We start from the raw sequence: 20,837 nt of genomic DNA on the forward strand, positions 1-20,837 counted from the left end.
CCGCCAGCCCTTGGTCTTAATTGAAGAATCTTCTCTGCAATGCGCTTCAAGTGCCGGTAAAGTAAGCCATCTCTTGCCAGGGTACTCGGATGAATAGCGTGCAGCGTATAAGCGGCCAATGGCGGCCCGTTTTGATCGGATTGTTGATGACGGCGGCCTGCGCCAGCGCCGTACGGGCAGATGATGGCGTGGCGCTCACCGCGCTCACCCAAGTGCCTGAGGGTGTTGAGGTGCGCGGCAGGCAGGTCGCCGCCTACACCTGGGACGACCGCCAGGGCAAGAACCTGCTGGTGCTCTCCGAGCAGGTCAGCGAACGCGAGGATGACGGTACCCAGTCGGCGTTTGTCTATGCGGCCCAATACCTGATCGACGGTGACCGTCCCAAGCGCATGTGGATGCTCTACGACGACGTGCAGCATTGCCAGTTCGATGCGGCGCTGCGCTTCGACATGGCCGCGACCAAGGTCACCGACCTCACTGGCGATGGCATCACCCAGGCCACCGTGGGCTATTCGCGCTCCTGCACCAGCGATGTCAGCCCCAACGAATTCAAGCTGATCATGCATGTCGGCAAGTCGCAGAAGTACCGCCTGCGCGGGGTCGACCGGGTCGGCGCAGCCTGGTGGGATGAGGAGGCCGGGGCCCTGCGTGGCATGCCGCTGCCCAAGGATTGCAGCGTGGCCGGGCAGCAGGCGCTGGTCAGCCAGTACAAGGAGCAGGGCACGGAGTTGCCGTTGCCGGGTTGCTATGGCGATGAGAAGGACTTTGCCAAGGCGCCGGAAGCTTACCTGGCCTTTATGCGTCAGCACTGGTTCGCCTTGATGCAGAAGCAGGATGCCGAATGGAGCCAGGCCCAGACCCAGCCCCAGGCGCCCACCGAGGATGAAGACACGGCACCGTGATTTTGTGCCAGGGCTTTTCCTGGGTTAGACTCGGTCTTCGCCAATTCACTAAATACCTCGATTAAACAATGAGTTGTTCGAGGTATTTAATCCAAAGGCTGATCTACCTTGACCGAGTCTATCCGCAACCCGTTGACCCTCTACCTCACCCGCCTGGCCCCCTCCAGCCAACTGACCATGCGCTACGTGCTGCAGGACGCCGCCGACCGCCTGGGCTTCGAAGACATCAACCTCGAAGACATCGACTGGCACCTGCTGCAACCCGAACATGTCATCGCCCTGGTCGCAGCATTGCGTGAAGACGGCTACGCACCGAACACCTCATCCTTGTATGTGAATGCCGTGCGCGGGGTGATGAACGAAGCCTGGCGCATGAGCCTGATCAGCCAGGAACATCTCCTGAAAATGCGCACGGTCAAGGCCACGCCCGGCACGCGCCTGGGCCAGGGCCGCAATCTGCGGCGCACGTTGATCCGGGAAATGATGGAGGTCTGCGCCGCCGACCCTCGCCCCCAGGGCCTGCGTGATGCAGCGGTCATCGGCATCCTGTATGGCTCGGGCATGCGCAAGTCCGAGTCGGTCAACCTCGACCTGGCGCAGATCAACTTCGATGAACGCAGCTTGCGGGTAATCGGCAAGGGCAATAAGGAATTGGTCAAGTATGCGCCGGACTGGGCTTTCGCCAAGCTGCAGGCGTGGTTGGCGTTCAGGCGCGAACAGCTCAAGGAAGGCGAGCAGGACGACAGCTTCCTGTTCAACCGCATACGCCGGGGCAGCCATATCACCCGGGAACGTATCACCAAGCATGCGATTTACTACATCGCCCGCCAACGGGGTGAGCAGGTGGGGGTGAAGATCATGCCCCACGATTTTCGCCGCTCGTTTATCACGCGGGTGATCGAGGAGCATGACCTGTCGATTGCACAGAAGCTGGCGCATCACACCAATATCCAGACCACCGCCAGCTATGACGTGCGTGACGACAACGAGCGGCGGCGGGCGGTGGATCGGTTTGATCTGTAGACGAACAGCTGCGGACCTACAGAATCGGTTTGCCGCCGGTGACCGCATAACGCGACCCCGAGATATAGCTGGCCTCGTCCGATGCCAGCAGCACATAAATCGGCGCCACTTCCACCGGTTGGCCGGGGCGGCCCAGTGGGGTTTCGCTGCCGAAACTCTGCACGTCGTCATCGGTCATGGTCGCCACGATCAACGGCGTCCAGATCGGGCCGGGCGCGACGCTGTTGACGCGGATGCCCTTGCTGCCGAGTAATTGCGCCAAGCCACCGGTGAAGTTGGCGATTGCGCCCTTGGTGGCGGCATAGGCCAGCAGGGTCGGCTTGGGCATGTCGGAATTGACCGAGCTGGTGTTGATGATCGAACTGCCGGCCTTCATATGCGGCAGCGCGGCCTTGCAGAGGCGAAACATCGCGGTGATGTTGATATCGAAGGTCTTGACCCATTCCTCATCCTCGATCTCTTCGAGCGTTTCGTGGGTCATCTGGAACGCAGCGTTATTGACCAGCACGTCAATGCGCCCGAACTGTTCCACGGTCTTGTCGACCAGCGCCTGGCAGGTGGCTTTTTGCGCGATGTCACCGGGCAGCAACAGGCATTGGCGGCCGGCTTCCTCGACCCAGCGCGCGGTTTCCCTGGCGTCTTCGTGTTCGTCCAGGTACGCGATGGCCACATCGGCGCCTTCACGGGCGAAGGCGATCGCCACTGCGCGGCCAATGCCGCTGTCGGCGCCGGTGATCAAGGCGATCTTGTTGGCCAGCCGGCCGGAGCCCTTGTAACTCTGTTCCCCACAGTCCGGGTACGGGTCCATCTTGCGCTGGGTACCGGGTACGTTTTGCGCCTGGGGGGCGAAGGGCGGGCGTGGGTAGTCAGTCATTTCCAATCTCCATAGGTTTCGAACGGTGCTATGGGATTAGTAGTTTCATGGCCGGCGATAGTTGTAATGGATGCCGGCCAGGCCCGACGAGCGGTATCGCTCAGCCGTGGGGCGGGGCGCTCGCCAGGTGCGCCGGCAGACGGCCCAAGGTCCACAGCGTGGTGAACATCGCCGCGAGCGCACACAGCGCGATACCCATGAGCATCGGCGCCGGTGTGTGGTCGGCGAACACTCCGACCAGGGTCATGGACACGGCAGCGGTGATCATCTGGATCGCGCCCAACAGGGCGGAGGCAGATCCCGCCACAGCACCATGATCTTCCAGGGATAACACGCCCGCCGCCGGCAACAACAGGCCGAGGAAACCGAAGCCGATAAACAGCGACGCCATCATCAAGGCCAGGCTGTCGACCCACAGCGTGGTCGCGGCCAGCAGCACCATCACGGCGGCTACGGCGACCACCGACCAGCGAATCAGTGGCGCCAGGCCGAAGCGCGCGCTCAAGCGTGCAGTGAGTTGGCTCATGGCAAAAAACGACGCGGCGTTCAGGGCGAAACACAGGCTGAACTGGGTAGGCGTAAGGCCGAAGTATTCGATATACACGAAGGGCGCACTGCCGATAAACACGAAGAACGTCGCCAGCCCGAACCCGCACACCACCGACAGACCGATGAAGACCGGGTCACGCAGCAGTGCGCCGTAGCTGCTGAATGCCGTGCCCAAGGTCTTGCCCAGTCGGCGCTCGGCGGGATGGGTTTCGGGCAGCTGCACAATTGTCATCACCAGGCACAGCACGGCCACCACCGCGAGCACGGCGAATACTTCGCGCCAGCTCCACAATGAAATCACCAGGCTGCCGGCCAGCGGCGCGAGAATCGGCGACACACTCATCACCAGCATCAGCAAGGCCATCAGCCGCGCAGCTTCATGGCCGGTGTACAGGTCACGCACGATCGCCCGGGGAATGACCATCCCGGCACAGGCACCGAACGCCTGCACGGCACGAAAGCCGATCAGCACTTCAATGGTGGGCGCCAGCGCGCAGCCGACGCTGCCCACCGCAAAGATCAGCAGCCCGGCGTAAATCGGCGGCTTGCGCCCGAACACATCGCTGATCGGGCCGTAGAACAGCTGGCAAACCCCAATGATCATGAAAAATACCGTGAGGCTCATCTGTACCGCCGCCGGCGAGGCGTGCAGGCTGGCGCCCAGGGTGGGCAGGGCAGGCAGGTAGATGTCGATGGCGAACGGGCCGACGGCGGTAATCAACCCCAGCAGTAACGCAAGGTGGGCAATACTTCGGGACATGGGCGGTTTCCGGCAGCGCAAAAGTCGATCAGCTTAAGGGATCCGCGCAGATCCGCAAACTTAGGCTTCACTAACAGGGATTGATGCCGATAACGGTAAGAACGTTGCTTCGACGGTTGGGTATGGGGATGTCAGCATGACGATCAAATTACGCTTGATGCTGTTGATTGCCACTGGGTTGCTCACGGCTCTGGTCATGAGCCTGGCCGGCTACCTGGGGAATGTTCGGATGAGCGAGGCCGTACAGGATAGCGAGGTGAGCATGACGGTCCTGCGCAACCATATGGAAGCCGACATGATGCACGACGCACTGCGTGCCGACGTGCTGTCCGCGATGCTCGTGGGGTTGGGCAAAAGCACCAGCAGCAAGGATGAGGTCAACACCTCGTTGAAGGAACACGCCGAGCATTTCCGTCAGGTACTGGGGGACAACCTCAAGTTGCCGCTGGATCCCACGATCAAAAGCGGCCTGGAAAAAATCAGACCCAGCCTGGACACCTATATCAGTGCCGGCGAGCGCATCGTCGCGCTGGCACTGGAGAATCCTGAGGCCGCTCGCGGGGAACTGGACACCTTCAACAAGGCGTTTTCCCAGCTGGAAGATCAAATGGCGGCGATGAGCGAGCTGATCGAAAGCAATACCCAGGAGACCAGCGCCAGCACGCGGCAGACCATCAGCCACGCCAATTTGACCTTGGGCGCCGTATTGCTCGCCAGCCTGTTGCTGCTGCTGGCCCAGGGGCGCTGGGTGTTGTCGAGCATCATGGCGCCGCTGCAGGCCGCCAGTCGCATTGCTGCCAGTATCGCCCGGGGTAACCTGAGCGAGCCGATTGTCGAACCCAAGCGCAAGGACGAAGCCAGCTCGTTGATCCGCAGCCTTGCCACCATGCAGCGAGATCTACGCGGCATGATCGAGGTGGTGCGCAGCAATGCCCACGGCGTCAATGGCATGAGCGAACGCTTGAGCCAGGGCTGCCATGACGTCGCCGGCAGCAGCCAGCAGCAAAGCGCGGCCGCCAGCACCATGGCGGCCGCGGCCAGTGAAATGACCGCCAGTATCGAGGAAATCACCCGGCATGCCGGGCGTGCCCTGGATATGGCCAACCAAGCCGAAGCCCTGGCCAAGGACGGCGGCCGGGTGATCCATCAGGTGGTGAAGGACATGGATGGCATTGCCCGCTCAGCGCAGCAATCGGCCCAGGTCATTCGTACGCTGGACAAGGAGTCCGAGGCAATCTTCAGCATTATCCAAGTGATCAAGGGCATCGCTGACCAAACCAACCTGTTGGCCCTGAACGCCGCGATTGAAGCCGCCCGCGCCGGCGAACAGGGACGCGGCTTTGCAGTGGTCGCCGATGAAGTGCGCAGCCTGGCGGGCCGCACCAGCGCCTCGACCCAGGAAATTGCCAGCATGGTCGGGCGTATCCAGCAGAACACCCGGGAAGCGGTGACCAGCATGGAGGAGGGCGTCACCCAAGTGGACAAAGGCATGGCGGTAACTGCCGAGGTGGAGCGAGCGATCCGCGATATTCTGCAGGCCACCCTGAATACCACCGAGTTGGTGAACGACATCTCGCGCACCATCGGTGAACAGAGCCTGGCCAGCAACGAGATCTCCCACCAGGTGGAGATGATTGCGGGAATGTCGGAAAACAACAGCCGCATCATTGGCGAAACCGCCTCGACCACCGATGAGCTGGCCGGGCTGGCCGGCAAGTTGTCGCAATCCGTGGATCGCTTCAGCCTGTAACACCGCACAGACCTGATACACGCTTTATGGACCGGCCCCCTGTGGGTCGGTTTTTTTTGGCCGGTCCACCGGCCCACTCGCAGGGCTCGTTGACCGGGCACTGCAAAAAAAGATTGAATATTCACACCTAATGTTATTTAAATAACAAAACAAGAGCGCCACGACCTGCCTGGTCGGGGTGCAACAAGGTGGAATAGCAATGAGCAAGATCGCAGTCATCGGCAGCAATATGGTGGATTTGATCACCTACATCGACCGCATGCCGGCCCAGGGCGAAACCCTGGAAGCGCCTGGTTTTGCCCTCGGGTGTGGCGGCAAGGGGGCGAACCAGGCGGTGGCGGCCGCCAAGCTTGGGGCGCAGGTGCTGATGTTGAGCAAGGTCGGCGACGACATGTTTGCCGACAACACCCTGGCCAACTTCCAGCGTTTTGGTATCGACACCCGTCATGTGCAGCGGGTGCCTGGGGTTTCCAGCGGTGTCGCGCCGATTTTTGTGCGAGCCGACTCCCACAACAGCATTCTGATCGTCAAAGGCGCCAATGCGCATTTGTTGCCGGCGGACATCGACGCAGCGGCCGCCGACCTGCGCGAGTGCACACTGATCGTGCTGCAGTTGGAGATCAATCTGGAGACGGCCTACTACGCCATCGAATTTGCGCACCGGCACGGCATCGCGGTGCTGCTCAACCCGGCACCGGCCCTGGCCGGCCTGAGCGGGGAGCACCTGGCGCAGCTGGATTTCCTGATCCCCAATGAATCGGAACTGGCGTTGATCACCGGCCAGGTCGTGGACTCGCCGGACGCCGCCCAGCGCGCAGCGCGCACGCTGGTAGCCAGCGGCATTCGCCACGTGATCGTCACCCTCGGTGAACACGGTGCGTTGTACGTGGGAGAGGAGGGCGAATTCCGGGTGCCGGGCCGAAAGGTCGTGGCACGGGACACCACGGGCGCCGGCGACGCCTTTATCGGATGCTTCATCCAGCACTGGAGCCGCGACGGCGGTATCCGGCAGGCCATGGAACAGGCCGTGGCGTATTCCGCCTGCTCGGTCATGGCCCTGGGCACCCAGACGTCATATCCCGACAGCGAGGCGTTCGCCCGTTTCCTGCAACAGCCGTAACCCCCAAACCAGCCCGGAGAACAATAATGAACAAACCTGCGCTGCAACAGACACCCGATGGTTTCTACCTGAACCGCACGCCCTGGTTCGCCTTTATCCTGCTGTGCAGCATCTTTGCGCTGTGGGCGGCGGCGGCAAGCATGAATGACGTGCTGATCGCACACTTCAAGAAAGCGTTTTTGCTCAGTGATTTCCAGACCGCCTTTGTGCAGTCGGCGTTTTACCTGGGCTACTTTTTCGTGGCGATTCCGGCGGCAATGGTGGTGCGCCGCTTCAGCTACAAGAGCACGATCCTGATCGGGTTGCTGCTGTACATGTTCGGCTGCCTGCTGTTTTTCCCGGCGGCGTCGACGGCCAAGTACGGCATGTTCCTGCTGGCGCTGTTTGTGATTGCGGCCGGCCTGTCGTTCCTGGAAACCGCCTGCAACACCTACTCGACCCTGATGGGGCCCAGGGAAACCGGGACGCGGCGCTTGAACATCTCGCAGACGTTCCACCCCTTCGGTGCGATGGCAGGGGTGTACGTCGGCAGTTTCGTGATGTTCAAGGACACCGACGCGACCACGGAACAACTGACCCGGATGAGCGCCTCCGAGGCCGCCGTGCAGCAGTTGCAGATGATCCAGTCCACGCTGTTGCCCTACAAGTGGATGATCGCCGTGCTGGTGCTGATGTTTATCCTGGTTGCGATCACTCGGTTCCCGGCCTGCAAGGGCAATAAGCCGGCTGACAGCAAGCCTGGCAGCCTGCGCCACAGCCTGGGCCGACTGTGGCGTAACCCGCGCTTTACCTTTGGCGTATTGGCGCAGTTTCTCTACGTGGGCGCCCAGGTCGGCGTGTGGAGTTTCACCATTCGCCTGGCGATGCAAATGGGCGGAATGAATGAGCGCAGCGCCTCATGGTTTTTGCTGACCACCTTTGCCGCCTACTTTGTCGGCAAGATGATCGCCAACCTGTTGATGCGCCGCCTGCATCCGGCCAAGGTCCTGGCGATCTACGGTGTGCTGTGCATTGTGCTGCTGGCCTACACCATTCTGGTGCCGAATATTTCGGCGGTGTACGCAGCGGTCGGCGTGAGTATTTTCCTCGGCCCGTGCTGGCCGACCATTTACGGCCTGACCATCGATGGGCTGGGTGAAGACACCGGCGTCGGCGGTTCATTGCTGGTGATGAGCATCGTCGGCGGCGGGGTGATTCCGATCTTCCAGGGCCTGTTGTCCGATGCCAGCGGCGGCAATATGCAACTGGCCTACAGCGTACCGTTGCTGTGCTTTATCGTGATCGTGATGTACGCGGTCAAGTGCATGCGCCAACCTGGCACGTTGCCGTCGAGCGCCGCCGCGGCGGTGGCCTCATGAATACGCGGATCCCGCTGTATCCAGCGGTGTTTGCCGAGCAGGAGAGAATCCTGTTGCAGTCCGAGGATTTCAAGGTCAGTGCCTGGATCTATCCATCCGGCGTGCTGGCCGTGAGCCTGGAGAACAGCCGTGGACGCCTGGTGCTGCTGCCTTATCAAGGGCAGATGATCTGGTCGGCGGTGTTCGACGGCTGTGACCTGACCATGAGCAACCTGTTCGAGCAACCCCGGCCCAGCCCGACGGTCATCGATACCTACGGCTGCTTCATGTTTCACAGTGGCCTGCTGCGCAACGGTTGCCCGGCGCCGGATGACACCCACGCCTTGCACGGCGAAATGCCTTGCGCCCCGATGGACTCGGCCTGGCTGGACTTCGGCGAGGGCTTTGTGCGCCTGGGCGGTTGCTATCAATACGCCAAGGGCTTCGGCGATCGCTACCGGGCGTGCCCCGGCGTGACCCTGCGCGCCGATTCGGCGGTGTTCGATATCGACATGGACGTGACCAACCTGGCCGGCAAGCCTATGGAACTGATGTACATGGCCCACATGAACTACGCCTTTGTGGCCGGCGCGCGGTTGGTCGAGCCATGGGGCATGCAGCGCCTGCGCCTGCGCACCAGCATTCCGGGCCACGTCAAGCCGACGCCGGACTGGAGTGCCTACATGGCGCAACTGGCCGAACAACCCGGGCAATTGGCCTGTCTCGATCAGCCGGGGTTGTACGACCCTGAAATCGTGTTTTTCTTCGACGGCGTCGGCACGGATGCCACCGGCCAGGCCCACTTCCTGCTGGATCATCCCGATGGCGCGGCGTTCTACACCCGCTATCGCCCCGAACAATTCGAGCACGCCGCACGCTGGATCCTGCACACGCCGGATCAGCAAGTGGCGGCGTTCGTGCTGCCATCGACGTGCGAACCCGAGGGCTATAACGCCGAGAAAGCCAAAGGCCACGTGCGTCTGCTGGCGGCGGGAGCCAGCGCTTCGTTCAGTGTCACCACCGGCTACCTGAGTGTGCAGGAACGCCAGCGGTTGCTGGGTTAAACCAGCAATTGCGCGCCATGGGCCTGGATGGCGTCCTTGTAGCTGCGGGGGATTTTCTTGTCGCTGACCACGTACTGAAAGTCCTCCAGGGTGGCGAAGTGAGCGGTGCGCACCGTGTCGAACTTGCTGAAGTCGGCGAGCAATACACGTTGCTGGGCCTGGCGCATGACCTTTTGCTTGACCTCGACTTCATTGAAGTTGAAGCACGTCACGCCGAATGCCTGGCTGACGCCGGCGGCCGTCACGAAGGCCCAGGTCAGGCGCACGCTGTCGAGGATGCTGCTTTCGGCACTGTTTTCAAACACCTGGTTCTTGCGGTGGAAGGTGCCGCCGCACAACACGATGTGGCAGTTGGGCTTGTTATGCAGCTTGAGCAGCACGTTCAAGGAGCTGCACACCGCCGTGAACTCCAAGTCGTCGGGGATGAAGTCGATCACAAACGGCGAGGTGGTACCGCAGTCGAAAAACACCGTGTCACCGGGCTGGATCAGGCGCGCGGCGAGTTTGCCGATGCGGCGCTTTTCCTCGACGTGGCGGGTGTCCTGCTCGGCAACCCGGTAATCGCTGACCTCGCTGCCGACCCGGGTGATGTAGCCACCCAGCAGGCGCAGGTGATCACTGAAGTGGTTGAGATCGCGGCGCAGGGTCATCTCCGAAACCTCCAGCAGCGCCGCCATTTCCCTCAGGTGAATGGCGTTCTGGTCCTGCAAGGCTTGTTGGATAAGCTTGAGTCGCTCGGCTTTTCTACTGTCCACGAGTATTCCAGGGCTTGATTGTTTGTGTTAGACAAGTGACATTTAATGTTATTATTGTAACATATTAGTGTGAGTGCTGTGACAAGCGGCACACGACCATTCGCAACATACAGGCAAGGGCACGTTAAATGAACACTCTTCAACCCGCAGCATTGGCCAAGTACATCGATCACACCTTGCTGGCGCCCGACGCCTCCCGCGAGCAGATTCGCACCTTGTGCGAGGAAGCCCGGGAGCACGGTTTTTATTCGGTGTGCCTGAACTCGGGGCAGGTGCCTTACGCCGCTTCCTGCCTGACCGACGACAGCGTGGTGATTTGTGCCGTGGTGGGCTTTCCCCTGGGCGCCGGCCTGAGTGACACCAAGGCCTTCGAAGCCGAACGGGCGATTGCCGCCGGGGCAGGGGAGATCGACATGGTGCTCAATATCGGCTGGTTGAAGGACGGTTTGCTGGAGGCAGTGCGCGAAGACATTGCCTTGGTCCACAAGGCCTGCGGCGCCGTGCCGTTGAAGGTCATCCTGGAAACCTGCCTGCTGGACGACGAAGAGAAAGTCCAGGCCTGCGAAATCTGCCGGGACCTGGGTGTGGCGTTCGTCAAGACCTCCACGGGGTTCAGCCGAAGCGGTGCCACCGCCGAAGACGTGGCCCTGATGCGTAAAACCGTGGGCGCCGCGGTTGGGGTCAAGGCGTCCGGGGGCGTGCGCGATTATCCGACGGCACTGAAAATGATTGAAGCTGGGGCGACACGCTTGGGCAGCAGTTCGGGGATTGCGATTGTCGGCGGGGCGATGACGGCGGCCAGTGGTTACTGAGTTTCGGGCCGGTGCCTGGCAGCCTGTAGGGAAATCCCTACAGGCCGCGCAAATCATTAGAGCACTATCCGGATTTCTTCATGGCTCTTTGCTATATGTCACGCTAGAGTGATTGGAAGATTCAATGAAGTCTTGATTTCTCCGGCCTCGGCCGAGGCCGCAGGACACTTCATACCTGTGGAGTGCACCATGAAAGTTCTAATCGCCGATGATTCATCCATGTCCCGCAAGATGGTCTTGCGTTCCCTGCCGGAATCACTGACCGAAGATGTTCGCCAGGCCTGTAACGGTGCCGAGGTGATGGAGGCTTACCACGCCGGTTTGGTCGACCTGCTTTTTCTCGACCTCACCATGCCCGTCATGGACGGCTTCCAGACCCTGGAAGCACTCAAGCGCGAAGACGCCAATGTGGTCGTCGTGGTGATCAGTGCAGACATCCAACCCCTGGCCAGGCAACGGGTATTCGACCTGGGCGCTGCTGCATTCGTAGCCAAGCCGGTTACGGCTGAAGCTGTAGTCAATGCCTTGCACGTCATAGGAGTGCTTTGATGGAAACCTTGGCCGCACTCACCGAAGACCAACGTGATGCCCTGCAGGAACTGATGAACATCGCCATGGGACAGGCGGCCGAGCGACTGGCGCTGCTGACCGATACCATGGTGACGCTTTCGGTTCCCTTTATTCACCCGCTGATCCGGGAACAGAATCACCTGTTGATTCCGGAGCATCTGCGCCGGAGCTTCATGATCGTCACCCGCCAGTCTTTTCTGGGTGAGTTACGTGGCGAAGTGTTCGTGTGCTTTGGCTCCAAGGGGGCCGATGAACTGGCCGAACTGCTGGGCTACAAGGGCAGCGGCCTGGAGCAGCAGCACGAATTGATGCTTGATGTCACCAACATCCTGACCGGCGCCTGCATCAGTGGCCTGGCAAGGCAGGTGGCGACTCAGGTGAGCTATGACGCACCGTCCATTCTCGTCCACACCGAACATGCGGCGAATGCACTGGATGAATTGAACCTGAATGAACACCTGGCGATGGTGCTGGAAATCCGTTTCGAGGTTCAGGCTCATCAGTTCTCCTGCGACTTGTTGATCTGCATCACTGAACGTACGGCAGGCGTTGTCGTTCGGGCCATAGATCGTTTGCTGGACGAGCTTTGAAGGGGCCTCTTCATGACAGACAGCAAGGTAATTTCCCGGGAAACCCTTGAGTCGATGCTCAAGGCCATCAATATGGGCGTGCTGCTGGTCGACCAGGACTGCAAGGTGCTGTTCTCTAACCATTTCATGTCCATCAACAGTGGCCGCAGCGCGGAAGAACTGGTCGGCCGTACGTTGTTCGAAGCCTTTCCGGAGCTGCCGGAGGCCTGGACCCGGCAGAAGATCAACAGCGTCATCACCCTGCAAAACTTTGCGTTCACGTCATGGCAGCAGCGGCCGCACCTGTTCAATTTCGAGAGTACCCGGCCCATCAGTGGCATGGTCCGGCTCATGTATCAGAACTGCACCTTCTTCCCCGTGCAAGATGCCGATGGCAGCAATCTTGGCGTGGGCCTGGCCATCAGTGATACGACTGACACGGCTGCCCGCCAACTCGAGTTGACGCAACTTAACAAGTTGCTGGAAGAAGAGAAGGGTGCCCAGGCGCTGCTGATCGCGCGGCTCGAAGACGCACAGGCGCAGTTGCTGCAGTCCGAGAAAATGGCGGCGATAGGGCAACTTGCTGCAGGCGTGGCCCACGAGATCAATAACCCGATCGGGTTTGTCGGCTCCAACGTCAACAGCCTGCGTCGTTACCTGGTGGACATCTTCGCGCTGCTCGAAGCCCATGAACAGGCGACCGACGAGAGGCATGCCAGCGCTCATCCCGAGCTTGCGGTGATGCGGGACAAGATGGATTACACCTTCATGCGCCAGGACATCGACGACCTGCTGGCCGAGTCGGTCGACGGCCTTGACCGGGTCACTCGCATCGTCAAGGACCTGCGCGAGTTCTCCCACGTCGACAGTTACGAATGGCAGTTGGCCGATCTGCACAAGGGGCTCGACAGCACCCTCAACGTTATTTGGAACGAGATCAAGTTCAAGGCTCAGGTGATCAAGCGCTACGGCGATGTCGAGCCCATCGAATGCATGGGCTCACAGATCAACCAGGTCTTCCTGAACCTGCTCATCAATGCCAGCCATGCCGTGGGGGCCGACGGCGAAATCACCCTCAGCAGCGGCAGGGAGGACGGGGGCGTCTTCGTCGAAATTGCCGACAACGGCCACGGCATTCCCCTTGAAATCCAGAACCGGATATTCGAACCGTTCTTCACAACCAAGCCGGTGGGCATGGGGTCGGGCCTTGGCCTGTCGTTGTCGTACAGCATCATGGTCAAGCACCATGGACGGCTCACCGTCGACAGTGAGCCGGGCAGGGGAAGTCGCTTCCGCGTCTGGTTACCCTTACGCCAGCCGGTAATCGAGGCTGTCTCTACCTGCGCCGTTGAAGGACGCTGATCATGGATACGCTGTCTTCCTGCGAAAAACGACACACCGTCATGCTGGTGGATGATGAGGAAAGTATCCTCAACAGCCTTCGGCGCCTGCTGCGCGCAAAGCCTTACGACTTGCTGCTGGCCACGAGCGGGGCCCAGGCGCTGAGCCTTTTCGAACAACACGCTGTCGACCTGATCGTCTGCGACGCGCGCATGCCGTTCATGGACGGGCCGACCTTGCTGCGCGAGGTGCATAGGCGCGATCCGCACTGCGTGAATATCCTGCTGACCGGCTACGCCGATATGAGCATGATCACCCAGGCGATCAACGATGGGTATGTGTTCCGTTACATCAGCAAGCCCTGGAATGATGAAGAGCTCAAGCTCACTCTCGATCAGGCTCTGGAAATGAAGAGTGCTCGCTGAGCGTAACCCTGCGAATTCGTCGCCAAGCCTATAACTCAACTAAATAGTCATTTAGTTGAGTTGGCTATCGGGGCAGGGCTCAGGCCTGGGCGAGGGCGCTGATACGCCGTTCGCTGATGCGCTCGACCGTGTCCATATGTTCGGTGCCCCACACGCACAACGCGCCCAGCGCAGTGGCCAGGGACTGCCCGAAGGGTGTCAGGGAATACTCGACCTTGGGCGGGATCTCCTGGAAGTCGATCCGCGCGATGATTTCGTCGCGCTCCAATTCCTTGAGTTGCTGGATCAGTACCTTGTCGGTCACGCCGCCAATCGCACGCCTTAACTCGCCATACCGATGAACATGTCGCGCCAGGTTATACAGGACCAGCGGTTTCCATTTGCCGCCAATCACCGCCAGGGCAGCCTCGAGCCCGCAATTGAAGGTGTTGTTCGCCATGTGATGGTGCTCCAAAGGGGTACTTACTAAAAGGTGCATACTATTCAAAAGAATAGTCTGGATCTAGAGTTGGGCCTCAACATTCTTCGGAGTTAACCATGAGCAGGCTCGACGGAAAAATTGCAGTGATCACCGGTGGCAACAGTGGTATTGGCCTGGCAACCGCCATGCGCTTTGCAGCGGAAGGTGCACAGGTTGTGATTGTGGGACGCAGGCAGGAAGAACTGGACAAGGCGCTCGGGCTGATCGGGCCTGGAGCGCTCGCCATTCAAGGGGATATCTCGAGGCTGGACGACCTGGAGCGCATTTTCACCCACATCAAAAGCGTCAAAGGTCGCGTAGACGTGCTGTTCGCCAATGCGGGCCTGGGGGATTTCCAGCCGCTCGGGTCGATCACCGAAGAGTCGTTCGATCGCACGTTCGGCATCAACGTCAAAGGCACACTGTTCACCGTGCAAACAGCGCTGCCACTGATGCACGCCGGCGGTTCGGTCATCCTCACCGGTTCGACTACCGGCACCATGGGCACACCGGCGTTCAGCGTGTACAGCGCCACGAAAGCCGCATTGCGTAATTTCGCCAGGAGCTGGGCGCTGGATTTGAAAGGCAGCGGTATTCGCGTCAACGTACTTTCACCGGGACCGATCTCGACACCGGGCCTGGACCTGGCGCTTTCAAGTACCGGCCAGAAGGATGCAATCATTGACGATATGACGGCGCAGTTGCCACTGGGCCGTATCGGCCAACCGGAAGAAGTTGCGGCGGCGGCATTGTTCCTGGCGTCGGACGACAGCAGCTTCATGACCGGCAGCGAAATGTTCGTGGATGGAGGGTTCGCTCAGGTTTGAGCCAGAGAGGGGTTTTGCCTGTTGGAATCTGACGGGCACTGCCCCTCATTACGTAACATCGTATTACGCATAATGTATATTATGTTAAATCGTGTGTCAGGCTCAGCCACTTCCCGCTCTCGTCGCCTACTGCGGTGCACCATCGCTATCATAGGTGCTGGATTCGTACCTGACGGCATTACTCATCGCCGGAGGGAACGCTGATGCTTGACTTACTTCTCAGCGAATCAAGATTCATGAGTGTGTTCCCGGAACGCTTACGTACTCGGCACCGTGAATCCGGCTTCACGTCCATGATAGCGCTCGAAGCGTTTAAGGGAGAAAGACGAGAGATCCAAGTCGGTCGAACCGCGTATGCACCACTGTGCAAACGCCTCGCCCAACGCGGCGGAATGTTTGAAGCCGTGACCGGAACAGGCGGACACCACCAAGGTGTGCTGCCACGCCGGATGCTCATCGATAATGAAATGGCGATCCGGCGTCACGGTGTAGGCGCAGACAGCAGACTTGACCACGCTCGAGGTAACACCGACGATGCGGCCGCGCACCTGGTGCTCATACATGTCCCGCTCTTCCGCCGGCGAGACCGTACGATCCATTGTTTGCGGCAACGAAGTAGTGTGGTATTGCGCGGTGGCGATTTTCAGGCTGCCCTCGCCGTGTAATGCGGGAAAGCCGTAGTTGATTTTGTCGTCGCCACGGCCGTGAGTGAGGATAAACGTCGGTGAGTGATCCACCCACTCGGCGCCCTCCTCCAGCCCGAACCAGAACAGCTTCTGCCGGTAGACGCTGAGCAGGCTGTCAAACGGCTCGCCCAGCAAACCGCCGCTCCAGTTGCCGGCGCTAATCACAAGCTTGTTTGCAAAGAGCGTGCGCAGATTCGTAGTGACATGGACTCCCTGCTCATTCGAGCTAATCCCAGTGACGGTTTCGCCTTTGTAGAGGATTGCTCCGTGTTGCTCGGCCAACTTGAGCTGCACATCAATGCAACGTTCAGGACGTACAAAACCTCCACCTGGCTCGAAATAGCCGATGGCAGTGTCGTGTACGTTGGCAAGTTGTGGAAAGCGCTGGCGAATCTGTTCGGCGGATAAAACGTCGTGCTCGATGCCATAGGCCTGTGCTAGGCCGATGGTGCGCAATGTGAAGTCGGTTTTATCGTTGGGGTCAAACTCGGGACTCGAAGTCAGAACCAATAGACCCGACTGTTCGAACAGCGACTCCCCTGATAATTGCTCAAGCTCGCGCCAGATGCGGTGGGAATTGCGCACAATGGGAACGTACTGCGCGCCCTCACCCACCGAAAGCCGGGTAATACGCGTATCGCCATGGCTGGAGCCCAGGTTGTGAGGTGGGTGATGGCGGTCGATACCCACAACATTCGCACCCGCCTTCGCCAACTGATACACCGTAGCGGCCCCCATGGCCCCCAATCCCAGTACCACTACATCACACCGCTCGGACATCAACTCTCACCTGTCAAAAAGAAGCCAGTTGAAAGTGAAGCCGATTAAGAATCAACGACTAAAAGAGCATATGCATATTATCAACCGAGCATCACCGGCCGCTCTGCTGCTGCAATACTACGCAGTGCTGAGTCCAAACACGCGCCTCTCCCGGCAACACAGGAGAGGCCGCCTGCCTGCATACCGTTGAGCTATCAGAGGAATAGAAAAAACAACATCATAATGATGGCACTGTCTGATACCGTGCACATAAACACAGCCACTCCGAGGATTGTCATGGGCGCAGGCGCTCCTATTCCGCCGAATGAAATTGAACGGCTTAAAGAGGTCGCGAAATTTTGTCCAGCTGACAGCGAGTACGATACTGTCTTCGATAAAATCGTCGAGATGGTTTCTGCTTACTTCAACGCACCCATAGCGCTGATTTCGATCGTCGATGAGCATCAGCAATGGTTCAAGGCGCGCGTAGGGCTTGAAGAGACGCAGACACCACGAGAAGTGTCCTTCTGCGCTTACTCGACGCTCGATAACGCCCCGCTGGAGGTATTGGACGCGACGCTTGATCCCCGTTTTAAAGACAATTCCCTGGTAACGGGGCCTCCGTATATTCGTTATTACACAGGCACCCCACTGATTACCGAAGAGGGTTTTACGCTGGGAAGCCTGTGCATCATTGATACAGTCTCACGTGCCGCTATGAGTGAGCGTGATAGCGCGATGCTCAGCGGTTTTGCTGAACTGGTGATGATGCACATCCACAGCATGCGCTCTCGAAACTTCGTCGACCAACCCACAGGGTTATTTAATCGACTCCGGTTTGAGGAGGATATACGCCAAGCGCTAAAGACCCACAGCGCGTGCCAAGCGTATGCGGTTGACATCATCTCGCCAAAGTTCCTCAACGATATCGTGAAGGCGCTGGGTTACAGTTTTGCCACAGACTTGGTCCTGGCAATCAAAGCGCGCCTACAAAAACTATTACCGCCACAGTGTCTACTTTATAAAATTAGCCCGACGCGGTTTGGTTTCCTCCTTGAGGAGGATCAAACGGCCGAGCACATTTGTGAAAACATCCTCAAGGACTTCAAAAAGCCTGTCGAATGCCACGCCATCCCCATACTCATGCAAGTCGGGATTGGCGTCCTGCCTATTCATAGCTCAGGGCTCCAGCAAGACTGGCTTCGCCTGGTGGTCAGCGCTGCGGATGAGGCGCGTGACCGCAGGCTGGGATGGTCGCGCTATGAGCCCCATTTTGATGCGGCTCAACAACGCGCGTTCATGTTGTTGAGTTCGTTGCCGGAGGCGGTCTGCGCCGACAAACAGTTCAGCCTGGTGTACCAGCCAAAAATCAAACTGCCCTCAGGACGGTGTCATTCAGTAGAAGCACTATTACGTTGGACACATCCTTTACTGGGGCCCATCAGCCCTGCTGAATTCATACCCTTGGCTGAAAAAACCGCACTCATACCTTCTGTTGGATTGTGGGTGCTCAACGCAATCATCCAGCAAGCGGTTATTTGGAAAGCGCAAGGTGTGCGCCTGCGGATAGCGATGAACATTACCGTCAGCGATCTTGAAAGCGCCGAATTCGTCGACTCGATGATCCATGAGATTCAACAGCACGGCCTGGACCCAGCTGGCTTTGAACTTGAGTTTACCGAAAGCATGCTCATGACCAACCCTGAAGAAGTCATCCGGCAACTGGAGCGTGTCCGTAAGTTTGGCGTAGAGGTTGCTGTTGATGACTTTGGCACCGGCTACAGCAACTGGGCTTATTTGAAGGAGCTCCCGGCCAATACCGTCAAGCTTGACCAATCTCTGATCAGCGGGCTGGGCAGCAATCAAAATGACAAGCAACTGGTTAAAACCCTGATCGGACTGGCTAAGGGGCTCGGCTACCGGGTGGTTGCAGAAGGCGTAGAAAATCAGGAAATCCTGGACCTGTTAATACAGTGGGGATGTTCCGAAGCACAGGGTTATTTGATAGCCAAGCCTATGAGCGCCGAGGCATTAGAAGCCTGGATAGCACAAGGAATCGATGGAGGTCGGGGCCGGTAGAATGACTGCCGGGGACGCGCAAGCAAGGACTCTATAGATCGCGGACACCACCTGCATTGTTGCGTCTTCGATCGTGCCTTCATTACGGCACAAAACCCAACCGTGATCTGCCAACGCTCGCTCGAATGCCTGGGTACACGCGCTATGTTCTTCCAGCTTATGGATCACCGTGCTGCTCAGCCCACGCCGTCGTGCCGCTGCCCTCGCCCATGAAATCTCAGGGGCGGTGACAATCCCGACATGCAGGTCTGGCACTCGCACGTTTCGATCAATGTTCAACTGCAGGATCTCTGCAAACGGAATTATCCGGCGAAACGCGGCATCCGACGGGTACCAGCGATCGATCAGGATGATGCTGCCTGGTGGCTGTTTAGCCAGCACCTGCCGGGAAATCCAGGCACGGCTGTCAGCAAAGCGTTCACACACCCTCAGCTCCAAGTCCCGGGAGGGACTTCTGACGAGCTGGTTAACAAGCGCCATTGTTCCCTCCCGGTACGGATCGCTTTTTCTCTCGCAAAGCCGGATCACCTTTTTGTTGCCTGCTCTCAGTGCTTTCGTAACGGCCTCCAACAGCGTGGTTTTGCCGGTGCCCTTGGGCCCATCCAGAGAAATAAACAGCGGACGATTCATTCTTCACTTAACAATTGAGATACCGTTTTTTTGCCCTGTCCGGACGCTGGAACCGCTCGGTGCGACTGCGCGAAGGCCCTATGAACAGAAAGTGATGAACACTCTACCCTTGTTTTGGCTCACGGGTCCCAAATCCACGCTGACAACCGCTGGTGAGCATCGGTTATCGCCCATCAGTCATGCGTGAGTGAGGTACCAGCGCCAGTCCTGCTCCCCGACTTCAGCGTTGAATTGACGGAACTCGCGCCATTTGATCGCCAGATACACCTTCAGGAATTCGGCGCCCAGCGCCTCGCGTGCCCAGGTTGAATCCTGCAAGGCCTGCAACGCGGTCAGCCAGTCGGTGGGTAGAAAATCGGTCGCCTGCTCATAGCCATTTCCCACGATCGCCGGGCCGGGATCGCTTTGATGGGTGATGCCGTAGTGAATCCCCGCGAGTAATGCGGCAGCGGCAAGGTACGGGTTGGCGTCCGCCCCGCAAATGCGGTGTTCGATGTGCCGACTGATTGCTGACCCGCCGGGCACGCGGAACGACACCGTACGATTGTTGACGCCCCAACTTTTGGCCAGTGGCGCGTAACTGCCGGCCTGGAACCGGCGATATGAATTGGCATGGGGGCAAAATATCGCCAGCGAGTCAAACAAGGTCGCCATCATCCCGCCAATCGAGTGACGCAACAGGAGCGTACCCTGTGGGTCTTCGCTCGCATACAGGTTGTTACCCTCCTCGTCGGCCAGGCTGACGTGCAAATGCATGCCACTCCCGGCCTGGTCACTGAACGGCTTGGCCATGAAGCAGGCTTGTAGCCCATGTTTGTTGGCGACACCTTTTACCAGGCGTTTGTAACGTACGCCTTCATCAATAGCCTGGAGTGCGTCGAAACGATGTTCCAGGGTCAACTCGACTTGGCCTGGAGCGTACTCGGAGATGGCCGTCCTGACTGGCAGGCCCTGTAGCGCACACGCAGCGTAGAGGTCATCAAGAAAGGGTTGCAGCTGCTCCAATTCGTATAGGCCATAAACCTGCGGTGCCTGGGGACGGATGCCGTTGGTCTGCTGCGCTGGCTGCGGCCGACCGTTGGCATCGCGTTGCTGGTCCAGCAAGTAAAACTCCAGCTCAACGGCCATTACCGGGTGGAAACCATCGGCTTTGAGTCGGTCAATGACATGCACCAGTACGTGTCGCGGGTCTGCCGGTGCGGCATGAATACCTTGGGTCGGGTGCATGCTCACCTGCACCTGGCCGGTGGGGTTGGTGCGCCAGGGTTGCAGGGTCAGGCTTCCCGCCAAGGGGTATGTCCAACAATCGGCATCGGCGACATCCCAGACCAGGCCTGTGTCTTCGACGTCTTCACCCTGCACGGTCAAGGCGAGAATGGAACTTGGCAGCGGCCGACCGTTTGCGTAGATCGCCAGCAGTTCGTCGCGATGCAGCAGTTTGCCTCGCGGAACACCGTTCGCGTCGAGAAGGAACAACTCGATGCTCAGCACTTCAGGGTGGGCGGCCAGATAAACTTCGGCCTCTTTTTTATCAGCAAATTGCAT

General features: G+C 59.2%; 19 protein-coding genes and 2 pseudogenes. 14 read left to right on the forward strand and 7 right to left on the reverse strand.

Features of this window, described 5'->3' with window-relative positions:
• Positions 1 to 89 precede the first annotated feature (89 nt).
• Entirely contained in the window at positions 90 to 902 is an 813-nt protein-coding gene (locus tag C8K58_RS04350; protein ID WP_027605856.1) for a M949_RS01915 family surface polysaccharide biosynthesis protein, read from the forward strand.
• Positions 903 to 1,010: 108 nt separating this feature from the next.
• On the forward strand, positions 1,011 to 1,925 hold the full coding sequence (gene xerC / locus C8K58_RS04355) for a tyrosine recombinase XerC (protein ID WP_027605855.1): 915 nt from the start codon (positions 1,011 to 1,013) through the stop codon (positions 1,923 to 1,925).
• 16 nt (positions 1,926 to 1,941) lie between these two features.
• Here the strand turns inward: xerC and C8K58_RS04360 are convergent, their stop codons facing one another.
• Both C8K58_RS04360 and C8K58_RS04365 read right to left on the reverse strand, forming a co-directional pair.
• On the reverse strand, positions 1,942 to 2,799 hold the full coding sequence (locus C8K58_RS04360) for an SDR family oxidoreductase (protein ID WP_027605854.1): 858 nt from the start codon (positions 2,797 to 2,799) through the stop codon (positions 1,942 to 1,944).
• A gap of 100 nt (positions 2,800 to 2,899) precedes the next feature.
• Positions 2,900 to 4,108 carry a multidrug effflux MFS transporter gene (locus tag C8K58_RS04365; RefSeq protein ID WP_027605853.1) on the reverse strand — a complete coding sequence of 403 codons (1,209 nt, stop codon included), beginning with the start codon at positions 4,106 to 4,108 and terminating at the stop codon, positions 2,900 to 2,902.
• A gap of 136 nt (positions 4,109 to 4,244) precedes the next feature.
• Here C8K58_RS04365 and C8K58_RS32995 point away from each other — a divergent pair.
• The 5 genes and pseudogenes from C8K58_RS32995 to C8K58_RS04385 all read left to right on the forward strand — a co-directional run.
• Positions 4,245 to 5,000 (forward strand): annotated as a pseudogene (locus tag C8K58_RS32995) (MCP four helix bundle domain-containing protein); the annotation flags it as partial.
• Positions 5,001 to 5,132: 132 nt separating this feature from the next.
• A complete protein-coding gene (locus C8K58_RS33000; RefSeq protein WP_370671277.1) occupies positions 5,133 to 5,858 on the forward strand; it encodes a methyl-accepting chemotaxis protein in 726 nt (241 codons plus the stop codon).
• Between the two features lie 199 nt (positions 5,859 to 6,057).
• The gene (rbsK, locus tag C8K58_RS04375; RefSeq protein WP_108573114.1) at positions 6,058 to 6,978 is read left to right on the forward strand and encodes a ribokinase; all 921 of its coding nucleotides are present in this window, start codon (positions 6,058 to 6,060) and stop codon (positions 6,976 to 6,978) included.
• A 26-nt stretch (positions 6,979 to 7,004) separates the two neighbouring features.
• A complete protein-coding gene (gene fucP, locus C8K58_RS04380) occupies positions 7,005 to 8,336 on the forward strand; it encodes an L-fucose:H+ symporter permease (protein ID WP_027605850.1) in 1,332 nt (443 codons plus the stop codon).
• Positions 8,333 to 9,379: an aldose 1-epimerase family protein gene (locus C8K58_RS04385; protein ID WP_108573116.1), complete on the forward strand. Its 1,047-nt coding sequence runs from the start codon at positions 8,333 to 8,335 to the stop codon at positions 9,377 to 9,379. Before fucP ends, C8K58_RS04385 begins: the two co-directional genes overlap by 4 nt.
• Here the strand turns inward: C8K58_RS04385 and deoR are convergent.
• Positions 9,376 to 10,134: a DNA-binding transcriptional repressor DeoR gene (deoR, locus tag C8K58_RS04390; RefSeq protein ID WP_108573117.1), complete on the reverse strand. Its 759-nt coding sequence runs from the start codon at positions 10,132 to 10,134 to the stop codon at positions 9,376 to 9,378. The two genes, C8K58_RS04385 and deoR, sit on opposite strands and share 4 nt — an antisense overlap.
• 128 nt (positions 10,135 to 10,262) lie before the next feature.
• On the opposite strand from deoR, the gene deoC reads away from it, so the two are divergent.
• From deoC to C8K58_RS04415, 5 genes and pseudogenes are all read left to right on the forward strand, one after another.
• Positions 10,263 to 10,946, forward strand: coding sequence for a deoxyribose-phosphate aldolase (gene deoC, locus C8K58_RS04395; RefSeq protein WP_027605847.1), 684 nt, complete (start codon positions 10,263 to 10,265; stop codon positions 10,944 to 10,946).
• A 189-nt stretch (positions 10,947 to 11,135) separates the two neighbouring features.
• A complete protein-coding gene (locus C8K58_RS04400) occupies positions 11,136 to 11,495 on the forward strand; it encodes a response regulator (RefSeq protein WP_065927544.1) in 360 nt (119 codons plus the stop codon).
• Positions 11,495 to 12,106 (forward strand): chemotaxis protein CheC, encoded by a 612-nt coding sequence (locus C8K58_RS04405; protein ID WP_027605845.1) that lies wholly within the window; start codon positions 11,495 to 11,497, stop codon positions 12,104 to 12,106. Before C8K58_RS04400 ends, C8K58_RS04405 begins: the two co-directional genes overlap by 1 nt.
• A 12-nt stretch (positions 12,107 to 12,118) precedes the next feature.
• Positions 12,119 to 13,447: an ATP-binding protein gene (locus C8K58_RS04410; RefSeq protein ID WP_027605844.1), complete on the forward strand. Its 1,329-nt coding sequence runs from the start codon at positions 12,119 to 12,121 to the stop codon at positions 13,445 to 13,447.
• A 2-nt stretch (positions 13,448 to 13,449) separates the two neighbouring features.
• A pseudogene (locus C8K58_RS04415) lies at positions 13,450 to 13,833 on the forward strand (response regulator); the annotation flags it as partial.
• A gap of 97 nt (positions 13,834 to 13,930) precedes the next feature.
• Here the strand turns inward: C8K58_RS04415 and C8K58_RS04420 are convergent.
• Positions 13,931 to 14,290: a helix-turn-helix domain-containing protein gene (locus C8K58_RS04420; RefSeq protein ID WP_027605843.1), complete on the reverse strand. Its 360-nt coding sequence runs from the start codon at positions 14,288 to 14,290 to the stop codon at positions 13,931 to 13,933.
• Positions 14,291 to 14,388: 98 nt separating this feature from the next.
• Here C8K58_RS04420 and C8K58_RS04425 point away from each other — a divergent pair, with 98 nt between their 5' ends.
• Positions 14,389 to 15,138 carry an SDR family NAD(P)-dependent oxidoreductase gene (locus C8K58_RS04425; RefSeq protein WP_027605842.1) on the forward strand — a complete coding sequence of 250 codons (750 nt, stop codon included), beginning with the start codon at positions 14,389 to 14,391 and terminating at the stop codon, positions 15,136 to 15,138.
• A gap of 257 nt (positions 15,139 to 15,395) precedes the next feature.
• Here C8K58_RS04425 and solA read toward each other — a convergent pair whose 3' ends face one another.
• Positions 15,396 to 16,604, reverse strand: coding sequence for an N-methyl-L-tryptophan oxidase (solA, locus tag C8K58_RS04430; protein WP_108573119.1), 1,209 nt, complete (start codon positions 16,602 to 16,604; stop codon positions 15,396 to 15,398).
• 276 nt (positions 16,605 to 16,880) lie between these two features.
• Here solA and C8K58_RS04435 point away from each other — a divergent pair, with 276 nt between their 5' ends.
• Positions 16,881 to 18,662, forward strand: coding sequence for a GGDEF and EAL domain-containing protein (locus C8K58_RS04435; protein ID WP_108573121.1), 1,782 nt, complete (start codon positions 16,881 to 16,883; stop codon positions 18,660 to 18,662).
• Here the strand turns inward: C8K58_RS04435 and C8K58_RS04440 are convergent.
• Together C8K58_RS04440 and C8K58_RS04445 are read right to left on the reverse strand one after the other, a co-directional pair.
• Positions 18,615 to 19,292 (reverse strand): dTMP kinase, encoded by a 678-nt coding sequence (locus C8K58_RS04440; protein WP_223841583.1) that lies wholly within the window; start codon positions 19,290 to 19,292, stop codon positions 18,615 to 18,617. The genes C8K58_RS04435 and C8K58_RS04440 overlap by 48 nt on opposite strands.
• A gap of 177 nt (positions 19,293 to 19,469) precedes the next feature.
• The gene (locus tag C8K58_RS04445; protein WP_108573123.1) at positions 19,470 to 20,837 is read right to left on the reverse strand and encodes a glutamine synthetase family protein; all 1,368 of its coding nucleotides are present in this window, start codon (positions 20,835 to 20,837) and stop codon (positions 19,470 to 19,472) included.

It is taken from the genome of Pseudomonas sp. GV047 (assembly GCF_003058245.1).
In the GTDB taxonomy this organism is placed as follows: domain Bacteria; phylum Pseudomonadota; class Gammaproteobacteria; order Pseudomonadales; family Pseudomonadaceae; genus Aquipseudomonas; species Aquipseudomonas marginalis.

Coding starts and splice junctions, on each gene's coding strand:
- fucP (WP_027605850.1), top strand. CDS start 7,005: ATGAACAAACCTGCGCTGCAACAGACACCCGATGGTTTCTACCTGAAC.
- C8K58_RS04405 (WP_027605845.1), top strand. CDS start 11,495: ATGGAAACCTTGGCCGCACTCACCGAAGACCAACGTGATGCCCTGCAG.
- deoC (WP_027605847.1), top strand. CDS start 10,263: ATGAACACTCTTCAACCCGCAGCATTGGCCAAGTACATCGATCACACC.
- C8K58_RS04420 (WP_027605843.1), bottom strand. CDS start 14,290: ATGGCGAACAACACCTTCAATTGCGGGCTCGAGGCTGCCCTGGCGGTG.
- C8K58_RS04365 (WP_027605853.1), bottom strand. CDS start 4,108: ATGTCCCGAAGTATTGCCCACCTTGCGTTACTGCTGGGGTTGATTACC.
- C8K58_RS04350 (WP_027605856.1), top strand. CDS start 90: ATGAATAGCGTGCAGCGTATAAGCGGCCAATGGCGGCCCGTTTTGATC.
- C8K58_RS04445 (WP_108573123.1), bottom strand. CDS start 20,837: ATGCAATTTGCTGATAAAAAAGAGGCCGAAGTTTATCTGGCCGCCCAC.
- solA (WP_108573119.1), bottom strand. CDS start 16,604: ATGTCCGAGCGGTGTGATGTAGTGGTACTGGGATTGGGGGCCATGGGG.
- C8K58_RS04360 (WP_027605854.1), bottom strand. CDS start 2,799: ATGACTGACTACCCACGCCCGCCCTTCGCCCCCCAGGCGCAAAACGTA.
- C8K58_RS33000 (WP_370671277.1), top strand. CDS start 5,133: ATGGCGGCCGCGGCCAGTGAAATGACCGCCAGTATCGAGGAAATCACC.
- C8K58_RS04385 (WP_108573116.1), top strand. CDS start 8,333: ATGAATACGCGGATCCCGCTGTATCCAGCGGTGTTTGCCGAGCAGGAG.
- C8K58_RS04435 (WP_108573121.1), top strand. CDS start 16,881: ATGGGCGCAGGCGCTCCTATTCCGCCGAATGAAATTGAACGGCTTAAA.
- C8K58_RS04410 (WP_027605844.1), top strand. CDS start 12,119: ATGACAGACAGCAAGGTAATTTCCCGGGAAACCCTTGAGTCGATGCTC.
- rbsK (WP_108573114.1), top strand. CDS start 6,058: ATGAGCAAGATCGCAGTCATCGGCAGCAATATGGTGGATTTGATCACC.
- C8K58_RS04400 (WP_065927544.1), top strand. CDS start 11,136: ATGAAAGTTCTAATCGCCGATGATTCATCCATGTCCCGCAAGATGGTC.
- C8K58_RS04425 (WP_027605842.1), top strand. CDS start 14,389: ATGAGCAGGCTCGACGGAAAAATTGCAGTGATCACCGGTGGCAACAGT.
- C8K58_RS04440 (WP_223841583.1), bottom strand. CDS start 19,292: ATGAATCGTCCGCTGTTTATTTCTCTGGATGGGCCCAAGGGCACCGGC.